This window comes from Arcanobacterium ihumii, from assembly GCF_900604515.1.
In the GTDB taxonomy this organism is placed as follows: domain Bacteria; phylum Actinomycetota; class Actinomycetes; order Actinomycetales; family Actinomycetaceae; genus Arcanobacterium_A; species Arcanobacterium_A ihumii.
In genome coordinates, this window is sequence record NZ_UWOS01000001.1 from 771,107 (window position 1) to 784,631 (window position 13,525).

A 13,525-nucleotide genomic window follows, 5' to 3' on the forward strand; every position below is an offset into this window, starting at 1 on the left:
AGCAAAGCGACGGATAGCCCGTTCATTTAAGCGCTTTTAGTGCTATGCAATGATAATTGAATATTAACAGTATCCACTTTTCCATACATATCGGAAAAATGCGACGTTTAATACCATTTTGCGTAGAGAAGAATTCAGTTCACTAAGGAAACGAACCCGATAATCAGCTATCGCTATTCGATTCACAATCCCGCGCCACAATATCGAGATTCACCACGTATTTATTGGCAGTTCATCTTAGAATCTCTCTATGCATGCTTTTGGAATTTCCGATACCTCCACGATCATTGCGATCATCATTGCCTCATTCGCAATTTTTGCGTGGACGATCGTAGGACTCCCCTATCTTTGGTCACAACACGTAAAGAAGCGCCAAGAAAATTCCAATAAGGATATCGATCCTATTCTTCCAGAGTGGGCATTCGGTCTGCTGTATCGACTAGGGCAAGCTTTCGGTTTACTCTCCTGCTGCGCAAGTGCCGTGATCGTAGCAGTAGTACTTGCAAACCAAAATACGCTTGTTTTCCCTTCGTGGAGGGCACTCTTCCACCAAATCGGATTACTCTGACGATCTAGCGGAAACGAAACATATGGAAAACTTCACGCTACTTAGCATTGGACCAATCGTCGTCGCCACCATTATCGCGACGGTCTCTGGACTATGGGTAACTTTCGGACTCCCTGTTATTTGGAAGAAACGACTCATACAGTCGGTAAACAAAGAGCATAGAGCTACTCAAAAACCTGGCAAATCCTCTAGCAAAGCAAGACTTACACTAAGGAACTACTTTGAACAAGCCTTTTATGTAATTGTTTGCGCTCTTGCCACGGTTGCAACGTTGTTCCTAGTCGCCAATCGAATTTCAGTTTGGTACGGATCTTGGGACGACCTTTTTAACCGGCTTGAGCACGATGCAACAATTCACGCCGTTACCACAACACCGACGACGAACGAAGGAATTGACCCTCGCTCGACCGAGTCTCAACAACCGAGCGATTCCCAAGCCGGTACACCGGTTGCAGAGAATTCAAATACCCCTTCAGCGTCCGCGAATGCCCGACCCGCCGCACAGACTCCGGTTGAATTTTCCGAGCTTCAAAAGGCTCCACTCAACAACCCTGTTTTAGCGCGCTATCAGAAAGAAAAACGTGGAGTTTGGATTCGAGCCAGAATCAATGGACAGGGAGAACTTGGTGAGGGCAAGACACTAATCTACCTACCGCCGTCTTATCTTAGTGAACCAAACCGAGCCTACTCGGTACTGATTTCACTCCATGGCATTCCTGGATCTGCGATGGAGTTCCGCGATGCCCTTGACGTCGACCGCTACTACGGAAAAACTGTACGCGAAGGTACGACGGCGGAAGCGATCATCGTCGTCCCCGAACCGTTCCCAAGGAATCTCGACACCGAATGCATGGATATACCTGGAGTATCGATGGAAACATGGCTGACGACGACGCTTCCCAACTGGCTCAAACAAAATTTACGAACAAAAGACGATCGTAACTACTGGGCAATGGAAGGGTATTCAGCGGGCGGATGGTGTACGGCGATGCTTACTGTTCGCCACCCAGAAATATTTGGCGCTGGAATTATAAAGGCCGGGTACTTTGCGCCAATCTATGCCGAAGGTAAAGAATGGCACGATCCGCAGGATCCACGGTATTTGCTGCGAGAGGTGGTGAAAGATAAACCAAAGGTCAAGCTCTTTGTAGTGACCGGTAAGCAAGACTGGGTGTTTAGAGACAGTTACGAAGAATTTAGAGCCAATGTGAAGTACCCGACTGAGCTGACCGAATATGAGGTTCCGGGCAGTACCCACAGATGGGAAATCTATCGTCAAAGCTCTATTCCTGCTTACGAATGGCTGGGCAAAAACTTGCCAGGATTCGCTACCAGTTCTAGCGGAAAGTAACGCCACAAAAATCAACCCACCGTATGATAGGGCAAGTGTACGGTGGGAATTAGAATGCAACTATGCAAATGTTTGGTCTGGTGGACACTTCAACGCTAGTCGCATCGATCCTCCTCTTTCTAGTGGCATTGGGATGGACGTCGTTTCGACTTCCTTACCTGTGGAAACGTCGTATTCACGACTACTACACAACGCTTCCCTCGGGGTCTGAAATCCGGAACGAAAGCGCTGTAGCTGAAGACGATGTAGCAAATCGCTCCACAGGTGAAAGCCCTCTAGCTGACAGATCTGTGGCTGACAGCGTCGCTGGTGGAAATGATACGAAGAGCGATTCTCTGGACGCGGTTAAACCCTCGACCATCGAAAAGTCTATAGTCAAACTACCGCGTCGGTTCGTAGTTAAAAGGTATATAAGTCAAGCCTGTGGGGCCGCACTATGCTGTGGTCTAGCAATCTGGATCGCAATCCTTGTGGCCAATCACAACACCTTGTGGTTTAGAGACTGGAATGACCTTTTCCACCGACTTATCAACCTGTAGTCCAGATACGTTCTACAACTAGGGTTCTTCACCTAAGTCCTTCTAAACCTTACTTTGCCCACTGTATTTTCCGTTGCACCCCATCTTGAAGGAATATCGAATGCTTAAACTTGGCTTACTCGATACCACGACGTTACTCGTAGCGGGCGGAATTCTTGTGCTCCTTTTGCTATGGACCGTCGTCGGCATCCCTTGGGTATGGTCGCGACGCATCAATCGATTCGAAAAAGCTACCGCGGAGCGCAATGTTACTAGACAGGAAGCAACTGAGGCAGTTACAGATTTACCTGCTGACGGCAGCAAATCGTCAATAAAGCAACCAAAGAGCCGATTTTTGAAACTTCGGTACCTTGAGCAATTCTTATTTATGGCGATCTGCTCTGGCTACACCGTGGTAGTGCTTTTCCTTACCGCAAATCACATCACTCTGTGGTATGCCTCGTGGGATGATCTCTTTGGGAAGCTCGATAACTCGGTTTCTATTACAACGGTTGGGAATACCGCTGATCCCCATAAACCCAAGGCACCTACGGCACCCGAGCCTAAATCGAGGTTGACCGATCTCCAGCGCAATCCTCTTTCCAATCCAGCACTTCCTGGAATTAACCCGAATGCGAATGGCCAGTGGATCACAGCAGAGATCGACGGTCAGGGTGAGCGCGGTGACGGTACAACGCTCGTTTACCTACCGCCGTCATACATGAAAAACCCAAATCGGGAATATCCGGTACTTATTGCTATTCACGGCGTTCCAGGCAACCCAGATGAATACCCAAGCATTTTGAATGCGGATACCCACTTCAACGAAGCGGTTAAAAAAGGATCAACCGGTGAAGCAATTATCGTAGCACCGTCGTTATTCCCGAAGAGCTTGGATACGGAGTGCATGGACGTTCCCGGGGCTGCAGTTGAAACATGGGCGACGACGACGCTCCCCCAGTGGATTAAGACTAACCTGCGAGTCCTTCCGTCACGCGATGCTTGGGCTACAGAAGGATTCTCCGCAGGCGGTTACTGTTCAGCGTTGCTAGCTATGCGCCACCCAGATATTTTCGGGGCAGCGATCGCTAAATCTGGATATTTTGAGCCACAGTATGCGCCAGGGTACGAATGGGATCGCCAAAATGATCCAAACTATGATCTTGGTGAAATCGCCGCTACTAAGAAACCAGATGTGAAGCTCTTCGTTGTTACGGGGCAACGCGACCGAAAGAATCGCCAGAGTTATTTAAATTTCAAGCCAAAGGTGCAGGCACCGACGTCGTTGACCGTATACGAGATTCAGGGAAGTACACACCGCTGGGAAGTCTACAGAGAGAGCGAAACTCCAGCTTATGAGTGGCTTGGTCAGAACCTGCGCGGTTTTGCCCCGGTATCTGCTAACGGACAGAAGTAGATTGAGTAATTAGCCTTGGGGATCAGCTGAGGTTTTCCAATTTTGGTTAACCGATAGGAGGGTTATAACCAAAATTCCTACTTAGTAAAACAAGCTTAGATTTCATGGACTCTCCCTGGATTTTGCTCGATTTTACCATCACTTAGATTTGAAAAACTGGCAGATGATGACGAAGTAGTAAATTCTGGGCTGATAGGACAAAATCAATCCCTGAAGAAAACATGTACGAAAATCCCCCATTTCTGATTGAAATGGGGGATTTTCAGAGCCGCCTGTGGGAATCGAACCCACGACCTTCTCATTACGAGTGAGACGCTCTACCGACTGAGCTAAGGCGGCCTGCTAAATGCAGCGTCCTTAATGTACCTAATTTTTAGGACTAATTTCAAATGCAGTCCTTGCATTGGATACAGATGTAACATTTAGCACGGAATATTACCAATGATCCCGCAGTCTATCGGTCACTTAGCCGCGCAGGAAAGCCCTTCTTTAGGTGTTGTTCCATTCAACAAATACCGATCGATCGGTTCGCTTACACACGTGGTCGAACGTCCGTAAGCAGTATGACCTTCACCTTCATAGGTCACCAAAACGCTGTTATCCAAAGCCTTGGAGAAATCCACTGCCCACTGGTATGGGGTCGCGGGATCCCCCTTAGTACCAACGACGACGATCGGATCAGAACCCTTTGCTTCGTACGCCTTGTGCTTTTCCTTTGGCTGGAAGGGCCAAGCCGAGCAGAGGTATTCATCGTAGCCGAAGGTCGGACCAAACACTGGAGCTACCTCGGCGATCTTTTTTGCACCAGCATCCCAGTCCGTCTCAGTGCCAGAGGCTGGCTGATCAGCACAGTTAATTGCCCAGTTAGCTTCGATTGAATTATTTGTGAACTTGTTTCCTTGGCGACCAGTGTAAGCATCAAAGAAGAGCTGGAACATCGATCCGTCGTTCTTTTCAAATACCTGGCTAAATGCTTGGGAAAGTAGCTGCCAAGACGAATCGTCATAGAGCGGGGTGATGATTCCAAGCATCAACGCGGCTTGGGTAAGTGGCCGCTCTACGTTCTTCGTTGGAATTGGTTCCTTTAAGGTGCTTTCAAATAGATCCGCAACCTTCTTCCGAGCATCGTCCACAGAACCCTTAAATGGACAATCATCACCCTTCAAGCACTTCTGTACGTAACTCGTAAAAGCATCGTCGAAACCCTTGACCTGAGCCATAGCTTGGTCAAAGTTCGTGGCATTGCTCGAAACCGCGCCGTCTAACACAACCCGTCCGACGTTCTTTGGGAACAAATCCGCATACATTCCACCGAGTGATGTTCCATAGGAGTAGCCAACATAGTAGAGCTTCGGATCTCCTAGGACCTGGCGCATCACGTCAATGTCCCGAGCAGCACTTTCGGTCCCAACGAACTTTAAAAGATCGCCCGATTTCTGACCACATGATGCAGCAACTTGTTGCATTTGTTGCTTATATTGATCTTGGCCTTCAGCCGTCTTTGGGAAGGATGCCTCTAGCCCTTTACCTAGCTCCGCATCATCTAAACAATCAACCGGTGTGGACTCTCCAACTCCGCGCGGATCGAATCCAATTACGTCGAAGTTTTTCAGAACATCATCTGATAGGTACTGCGCCGCGGATTCAGCCATTTCTTGACCACCACCACCAGGACCACCTGGGTTTACGAACAGAGAGCCAATTGCTTTTTCATCGGCTCTACGTTTCTTTGCAGCGATGGTAATCGTCTTAGCCTTGGGATTGGCGTAATCTAACGGCACCTTGAATGTTGTACATTCAAGCCCCGTACCACATTTTTCCCACGAAACTTTCTGATTATAGAAATCTTCCAAACCAGCAGGAACTTCGGGCATCTTGGCATCAATTGCTTCAACGGAAGCCTTGGCACCGTCGCCTTGAGAACTCTTCTGATCAGCAGAATTACATGCAGACAGGCTCAGCCCGATCGCCAAAATAACAGCAGCATAACGAATCTTTTTCACAGTACTACCGTATGCTAAAAGACGGTATCGATGCACCTATGGATAGAAAACTGTGGAAAAACCATACCGTGGTCGGATATGTGGGGAACTATAAACTCAACAGTTGCAATATCCTCCCCCGCACTCGTCTCAACATCTTAACGCGTTGAAATCAGCGCGGCTTCCATCGTAAGAAGTGCAGCAACGTTGCCCTTTAATCGTTCACGAGCCAAACTCAACGCATCGATTTTTTCGACCGCCTGTTCAGGAGTAAGCATTTGGGCACGTTGATAAACCTGTTGCTCATAGTCAGAGTTAACTAGGTTAATTCCGGTTTCCAGCTGAACTACCAAAACATCACGGAAGAATGACTGCATGTAAATCAGCTCGCGGTCAAGCATATCTCGCTCACGTCGCGTCTGACGCCGCTTTGCGTTGTCTTTATCTGTAATTAGTTGGCTACGCACTGAAGCCGGAATTCGACCCGAGGAGTCCAGTCCCAACGCATCCATCATTTTCTCGCGCGCTTCGGCATCCCGATCAGACTCGGTAGATGCCTTCGAACCCTTCTTTTTTGCTCCATTAGCATTACGACCATGCATCGCATCCGCATCGAGGAGTCGCTGAGCCGCTACAACAGCGTCTCCCACCCCACGCACAGAAAGCAAGGCATCAAGGGTATTTTTCCGCAACAAACCCGCTTCAGGGTCCGTCGCGAGCGCCCGTGCCACACCAATATGAGCTTGGGATGCTCGAGCAGCAATCATCGCGTCTTTTGGATCAACTCCGTCGCGCTCAACGAGAAGCCGTGCTACGTCCTCGACGTCTGGGGTAACAAGGTTGATGTTACGGCAACGTGAACGAATCGTGGGAAGAACATCAGCTACAGCTGCCGTGCAGAGCATCCATACTGTTCGAGGTGCTGGTTCCTCAATTGCTTTCAGCAACACATTAGTGGTTCGGGAAATCATGCGATCGGCGTCTTCGATAATAAAGATTCGCCATTTCCCTGAAGAAGGTGCCAGATAAGACTTCGAAACATAGCTTCGCACTTCGTCAGCACTGATCGTCACCAACTCGGTACTTACGATATCAACATCGGGGTGATTGTTGGCAAGTACTGCACGGCAACCAGCGCATTCACCGCATCCTGGTTCGTCCCCCGAACACAGAAGGGCTGCCGCAAAAGCACGTGCCGCATAGGATCGACCTGATCCGGGTGGCCCCGTAAACAACCATGCATGACTCATTGCAGAGCTATGTGCAGGTGAGCCATCGCTAGCGGCCACGATCGAACGTGCGGCAGCGGAGGCACGCTGAATTTCTTCAATTGCCTCCGCCTGACCCACTAGCTCCTGAAATACGCTCACAGTAGCGGCTCCACTGAAAGCTTGATCTGTTCAGCGATTGTTTCGATCGATTGCGTACCGTCGATGACGACGAAGCGCTGTGGTTCTGCCTTAGCTAGCGCAAGGAACTCGTCACGGACCCGGCAATGGAAGTCGCTTCCTGCCAATTCCATTCGATCCAGCTCGCCGTCGATGCGACTAGAACTTTCTTGGGCTGGAACATCAAGGAGGAACGTCAGCTTAGGTAGCAAACCTTCAACCGCCCATATGGAAAGATCTCGAACTTGGGCAGAATCCAACGATCGTGCAGCTCCCTGATAAGCAACCGAGGAGTCAAAGTAGCGATCAGTAATCACTACTGCGCCGCGAGCCAGCGCAGGCTTAATCTTCGACTCCACGTGGTGGGCTCGATCCGCGGCGAAAAGCAAGGCTTCTGCACGCGGAGATACGTGGTCACCATGCAAGAGTAAGTTCCGAATCTGTGCACCCAACTCAGTACCGCCGGGCTCACGCGTGGAAACAACTTCTTTTCCCCGCTCTTCAAGCCACTTTGCAAGTAACCCAACCTGGGTAGACTTTCCAGCGCCGTCGCCACCTTCGAAAGAAATAAACAACCCTGCCATCGTTCTTTAGCTTTCCTTCTTTGCCGACGACGATGACTCAGCTTTCCTTGCTGGTGCCTTTTTCGCTGTGGTCGCCTTCGCCGTCGATTTCTTGGCAGTGCTCTTCGTTCCCGCCTTCTTCGTCGTCTTTCGCGTACTCGCCTTCACGGTCCGTTTAGTGGCATTACGCTTCTTTGGACCGCCATTTTCGGCAATCTTCAAACGGCGAGCAACCAACAATTCTTGGGCGCGCTCAGCGGTGAGCTGGTTGATATCATCTGCACGTGGCACTGAGGCATTCGTTTCACCGTCGGTAACATATGGACCGAATCGACCATCTTTGAGAACGATGTTTCCACCTGAGACCGGATCTTTTCCAAATTCAGCCAATGGTGGTTTAGCAGCCGCACGTCCACGAGCTTTTGGCTGCTTAAAGATTTCTTCCGCCTGCTCAAGAGTGATTCCAAAGATTTGCTCTTCAGATTCAAGCGAGCGCGAATCGCTTCCACGCTTGAGGTAAGGACCAAACCGGCCATTCTGAGCAGTGATCATTTCTCCTTCAGATTCTCCCACTTCACGAGGAAGCGAAAGAAGCTGAACCGCTTCGTTGAGCGTAACTGTATCGGGCTGCATCGAACGGAACAACGACGCGGTCTTTGGCTTTGGCTTCGCCTTCGATACCTTGCCTGTTGGAGTAAGCTGCACTGCGTCGTCGGGAAGGATCTCAGAAACATAGGGACCGAAACGGCCATCTTTCACGACGAGTTCGTAGCCAGTATCAGGATGGTTGCCTAGTACACGATCACCTTGAAGTGCTTGATCCAATATTTCCTTAGCACGCTCTACGGTCAATTCATCAGGAGCGATACCAGGGGTGACGGATGCACGGCGACCTTCCGTGCCATCCTCCTTCGTTTCCTCAAGGTATGGACCAAACCGACCCACACGAACGGCAATTCCTTCGCCGATATTGATGGTGTTAACTGCACGGGCATCAATATCACCAAGGCTGGAGACATGCTCACGAAGCCCGGCACCATCTTTCGAACCACGATAGAACTTTGTGAGGTACTGGATGCGGTCTTCCTCACCGGCAGCGATACGATCAAGATCGCGTTCCATATCTGCGGTGAAATCGTAGTCGACGAGGTCAGGGAGGTTATCCTCAAGCAGCCGTACAACGGAAAAAGCAAGCCAAGTAGGAATAAGTGCCTGACCTTTACGTTCAACATAGCCACGATCTGTGATGGTGGAAATTGTTGAAGCGTAAGTGGAAGGGCGTCCAATTCCTTTTTCTTCAAGAGTCTTGACCAGCGATGCTTCTGTGTAACGAGGAGGTGGAGCGGTATCGTGACCCTCAGCCTGAGCACCACCCTTTTGTACCTGCTCACCTTGAATCAAATCAGGAAGGCGTGACTCTGCCTTCTCCTCGTAACGCTTGGTATCTTGGCCTTCTTCATAAGCAGCCATAAATCCAGGGAAAGTGATGATCGTTCCCGAGGTGGACATAGTTGCCTCAGATCCTCGACCGCTAGCGGAAATATCAGCAACAATTTTGACCGATGCCGTCAAACCAGTTGCATCTGCCATCTGCGAAGCAACTGTGCGCTTCCAAATGAGCTCATAGAGCGCATACTCACGGCCTTGGAGCTTGTGTTCGACTTCGCGCGGAGTGCGGAAGTGATCTCCGGCTGGACGAATAGCCTCGTGGGCTTCCTGTGCACCTTTCGACTTCGTGGAGTACAACCGCGGACTATTTGGAAGTGATTCAGCTCCATAGAGTTCTTTTATCTGCTTGCGGGCAGCGGAAATCGCCTGGCTGGAAAGGTTAACGGAATCTGTACGCATATAGGTGATGTATCCGTTTTCGTACAGCGACTGAGCCAAACGCATGGTGTCACGCGAACTCAACCTTAGTTTTCGCGATGCTTCTTGCTGCAAAGTAGAGGTGGTGAATGGTGCTGCCGGGCGACGACGGTATGGTTTCGTTTCAACCGAGGCAACCGTTGCCTCACCGGTACTGAGCGCTTTTGCTAGATCGTTGGCGATTTCCTGATCAAGGGTGCGAACGCCAGCGCTTGCAGACTTTTTAGTGAGTTGACCGTGATCGTCAAAGTCTTTACCGGTTGCGATGCGAGCATCGTCAATTGACGTTAGCTTTGCCTGGAACTCCTCACCTTCTTTTTCCAGGGTAACGGTTACGTCCCAGTAATGAGCAGCGGTGAACGCCATACGCTCCCGCTCCCGCTCAACGATGAGGCGAGTAGTTACGGATTGAACACGACCAGCTGAAAGACTAGGAGCAACCTTTCGCCAAAGCAGTGGTGAAACCTCGTAACCAACTAGGCGGTCAAGGATTCGTCGTGATTCCTGGGCATCAACTAACTTTGTGTCTAGTTCACGAGTATTTTCCAGAGCGCGACCAATTGCCTCTTTAGTGATTTCGTGGAAGACCATTCGCTTTACAGGAACTTTAGGCTTAAGCGCCTCAAGCAAATGCCACGCGATTGCCTCTCCCTCACGGTCCTCATCAGTTGCCAGAAAGAGTTCGTCGGCATCCTTAAGGAGCGACTTCAGCTCGGTTACCTTTTTCTTCTTATCTGGCGTAACCACATAGTAGGGTTCGAAATCACCGTCAACATCAACAGCAAACTTTCCGAACGGTCCTTTCTTCATATCCGCAGGAAGGTCAGAAGGCTTCGGGAGGTCACGAATATGGCCGATACTCGCCTCAACATCGTAGTCTGCACCCAAAAAATTCCCGATGGTGCGTGCTTTTGCCGGAGACTCGACGATTACCAGTTTGGTCACAATGACTTCCTTAAGTTAGGTTGCCGTTTAGAAGAACGTTCTAACGATTGCTAAGATACCCGCATTTTGCCACGAAATGAAAAAGGTGTTCATAAGCGTCAGAATAATAGGTATAGATTTATGGGTCGGAGGTACCAGTAGATGCCTGAGTTGCACAAGGTGATTTCACGCAACCTTAACACCCAAATTACCGGCTCATTGACGATTCCGGCACATCGAGCCCGTAGTGGAGCTTGGCCCGAATGGGTTGCACCAGCTGTAGTTTCTGCTCTTACCGAAACTGGCGTGTCTGCTCCCTGGGTTCATCAAACTCAGGCAGCAAACCACATCCACGCTGGTCATCACACTGTTGTAGCAACTGGGACTGGTTCAGGCAAGTCTTTGGCTGCTTGGATCCCGGTGCTTTCCGAACTTAGCGATTTTAAGAAGAAAACCACTTCGCTCGGCGCAATTAAGCGCCGGCCGTGTGCTCTCTATCTTTCACCAACGAAGGCTCTTTCGGTGGATCAAGAACAGTCTTTAACTTCACTCGCTAATCGGATCGATCCTAGGATTGCCCTGGCTGCCGTTGACGGCGATTCTGAGGCGAGCACTCGGTCATGGGCACGTGACTACGCCGACGTTATTTTTACGAATCCCGACTTCCTCCACCATGCCATGCTCTCACGCCAAGAATATTGGGCACGGTTCTGGCGCGGCTTAACTACTATTATCATCGACGAATTCCATTCATATCGTGGCTCCTTTGGTTCACATGTTGCACTTGTATTAAGAAGGTTGCTGCGGCTCGCAAAGAAATACGGCAATAACCCCACGGTAGTTTTTCTTTCCGCTACGTCTCCCCACCCAGAGCAAACCGCCCAACGATTCATCGGGAACGCTTTTGGTCCAGTTGTTTCAGTTTCCGACGATGGATCCCCGCGTGGTGAGCGCTCCATCTTCACGATTCAGTGCCGGGAAATCCCTTTAGACGACGATTCGGGTACGAACATCGTGGCTTCACCTTCTAACCCATCCAGCATCGATCACGGTACCTCCCGAGGAACACAGGTAATCTCAAACACCCATAGTCCTAGCGATGTTCTTGACGACGACGAAATCGCAGCCCCGAAACGTCGTCGCTCAGCTAATATCGAAGCTGGTGAGCTCACTGCTCTGTTAGTTGCCAATCAGGCTCAAGCACTTACTTTTGTTCGATCAAGACCAGGGGCTGAGCGAGTAGCTGAAGTTGCCAATGAGTTCCTTGACGAAAGAGCACCGCACCTAAAAGGAACAGTTAGTGCCTATCGTGGAGGATACCTTCCCGAAGAACGCCGTGAGCTAGAGAAACTTTTACGCACCGGCGATGTTAGAGCTTTGGCAACTACATCCGCGCTCGAACTCGGTATCGATATTTCTGGGCTTGACGCGGTGATAGTTACTGGCTGGCCAGGAACCTATGCTTCGTTCCAGCAACAGACTGGACGAGCCGGACGTGCAGGCGAACCAGGAGTAGCGATTTTCGTTGGTCGTGATAATCCGCTTGACCAGTTCATCCTTGAACATCCACAGATGCTCACCGAAACTCCTGCCGAAATGAGCGTATTTGACCCTACGAATCCGTGGATTCTTCCTGGTCATCTTTGCGCTGCCGCCGTCGAATCTCCGCTTAACGAGGATGATTTAGAGGTTTTCTCCCTCCCGAATCTCGATCTATTCACCCAGCTAGTTGATCAGCAACTGTTGAAGAAGCGCCCTCACGGCTGGTATTGGAATACCGGTCTGCATGTTGGCGCACACGGTTTGGTAGATCTGCGCGGAGAAGGTTCAACTATTTCGATCATTGATTCTGAAAGTGGAGCCTTGCTCGGTACTGTTGACGAAGCACGTGCTGATACCACAGTATTTCCTGGAGCTATTTATTTACATCAGGGCATTCCTTTCAAAGTTGAAGGACGCGACGGCAACGTGGCACTTGTTCACCGCCACCGTGAAGAAGATATTCGCACCTATCCGCGTGAAGAAACGAGCGTGGAGATACTCGATACTTACAATGAGGTTTCACTTGGAATCGGCACTTGGTGCGAAGGTCAGGTTGTTGTTCGTTCCCGCGTGATTGGGTACGACGTTCGCCGAACTAGAGATGGCATGTATCTGGGAATGGTTGATCTTACTATGCCTATGCATGAGCTGGTTACAGCCGGAACCTGGTTCACACTTGATGAATCCACTCTTCGCGTCGCCGGTCTTGAATCCGCTGAGTTTCCCGGCGCTCTGCACGGAGCCGAACATACGATGATTGCCCTGCTCCCACTGTTTGCTACCTGCGATCGCTGGGACATCGGGGGCCTTTCCACCGCTGTTCATCCTCAAACTGGTTGCCCTACAGTCATTATTCACGATGCCATTGCTGGAGGGTCTGGAGCAGCCCACCGTGGCTTCAATGCAATGAAAGAATGGACCGCTGCCACTTTGGATACGCTTGAGAACTGTAGTTGTACAGCTGGTTGCCCAAGCTGTGTACAGTCACCCAAGTGCGGAAACAACAACTCGCCGCTCTCGAAAGAAGGAGCGAAGATCTTGATGCGAACCTTGCTTACTTCCCTGAAACGTATCACTCTAAAGGACGGATAACCGGACCTGCTTTAGCGTGTGCCTTGATAGTTTCACTTAACCAAGAAAATGGATTGCGTGCTTCGATGTTCAGCACCACATTTTCTCCTTCCACAGCACAGTCCACCTGATAGTCACGAAGCACCCGAAGAACATGAGAACAGGCTCCTTCTTCCGATTCTCCGTTCATCAGTAACTGAGCTCCTGAAAGAGCTGCCAAATCAGTTTGGTTCCTTACCTGTGCTACTTCTGAACTCGCCACCGAGAATTGAATGATTAACACAACCACAACCACTGTTGCCAGCATCGATATCGCTACAAATACGGTTGCCATT

General features: G+C 50.1%; 10 protein-coding genes and 1 tRNA gene. 5 read left to right on the plus strand and 6 right to left on the minus strand.

Annotated elements, in window-relative coordinates; genetic code table 11:
- Positions 1 to 250: 250 nt before the first annotated feature.
- The 4 genes from EIH22_RS03425 to EIH22_RS03440 all read left to right on the plus strand — a co-directional run bounded on the left by EIH22_RS03425 (position 251) and on the right by EIH22_RS03440 (position 3,854).
- On the plus strand, positions 251 to 568 hold the full coding sequence (locus EIH22_RS03425) for a hypothetical protein (RefSeq protein WP_124054393.1): 318 nt from the start codon (positions 251 to 253) through the stop codon (positions 566 to 568).
- Positions 569 to 590: 22 nt separating this feature from the next.
- Positions 591 to 1,919, plus strand: coding sequence for an alpha/beta hydrolase (locus tag EIH22_RS03430; RefSeq protein WP_124054394.1), 1,329 nt, complete (start codon positions 591 to 593; stop codon positions 1,917 to 1,919).
- Between the two features lie 62 nt (positions 1,920 to 1,981).
- Positions 1,982 to 2,458 carry a hypothetical protein gene (locus EIH22_RS03435; protein WP_124054395.1) on the plus strand — a complete coding sequence of 159 codons (477 nt, stop codon included), beginning with the start codon at positions 1,982 to 1,984 and terminating at the stop codon, positions 2,456 to 2,458.
- 100 nt (positions 2,459 to 2,558) lie between these two features.
- Entirely contained in the window at positions 2,559 to 3,854 is a 1,296-nt protein-coding gene (locus EIH22_RS03440) for an alpha/beta hydrolase (RefSeq protein WP_124054396.1), read from the plus strand.
- A 266-nt stretch (positions 3,855 to 4,120) separates the two neighbouring features.
- Here EIH22_RS03440 and EIH22_RS03445 read toward each other — a convergent pair.
- The 5 genes from EIH22_RS03445 to topA form a co-directional block, all read right to left on the minus strand.
- Positions 4,121 to 4,193, minus strand: a tRNA-Thr gene (locus tag EIH22_RS03445).
- 122 nt (positions 4,194 to 4,315) lie between these two features.
- Positions 4,316 to 5,857, minus strand: coding sequence for an alpha/beta hydrolase (locus tag EIH22_RS03450; protein WP_235001754.1), 1,542 nt, complete (start codon positions 5,855 to 5,857; stop codon positions 4,316 to 4,318).
- Between the two features lie 137 nt (positions 5,858 to 5,994).
- Positions 5,995 to 7,206, minus strand: a complete 1,212-nt coding sequence (locus EIH22_RS03455) for a DNA polymerase III subunit delta' (RefSeq protein WP_124054397.1) — start codon at positions 7,204 to 7,206, stop codon at positions 5,995 to 5,997.
- Positions 7,203 to 7,808 (minus strand): dTMP kinase, encoded by a 606-nt coding sequence (gene tmk / locus EIH22_RS03460; RefSeq protein WP_124054398.1) that lies wholly within the window; start codon positions 7,806 to 7,808, stop codon positions 7,203 to 7,205. The genes EIH22_RS03455 and tmk overlap by 4 nt, the downstream gene beginning before the upstream one ends.
- A gap of 6 nt (positions 7,809 to 7,814) precedes the next feature.
- A complete protein-coding gene (gene topA, locus EIH22_RS03465; protein ID WP_124054399.1) occupies positions 7,815 to 10,598 on the minus strand; it encodes a type I DNA topoisomerase in 2,784 nt (927 codons plus the stop codon).
- A gap of 141 nt (positions 10,599 to 10,739) precedes the next feature.
- Here topA and EIH22_RS03470 point away from each other — a divergent pair, with 141 nt between their 5' ends.
- Positions 10,740 to 13,211 carry a DEAD/DEAH box helicase gene (locus EIH22_RS03470; protein WP_124054400.1) on the plus strand — a complete coding sequence of 824 codons (2,472 nt, stop codon included), beginning with the start codon at positions 10,740 to 10,742 and terminating at the stop codon, positions 13,209 to 13,211.
- On the opposite strand, the gene EIH22_RS03475 is transcribed toward EIH22_RS03470, so the two are convergent.
- Positions 13,192 to 13,524, minus strand: coding sequence for a flp pilus-assembly TadE/G-like family protein (locus tag EIH22_RS03475; protein ID WP_160149014.1), 333 nt, complete (start codon positions 13,522 to 13,524; stop codon positions 13,192 to 13,194). The genes EIH22_RS03470 and EIH22_RS03475 overlap by 20 nt on opposite strands.
- Position 13,525 lies beyond the last annotated feature (1 nt).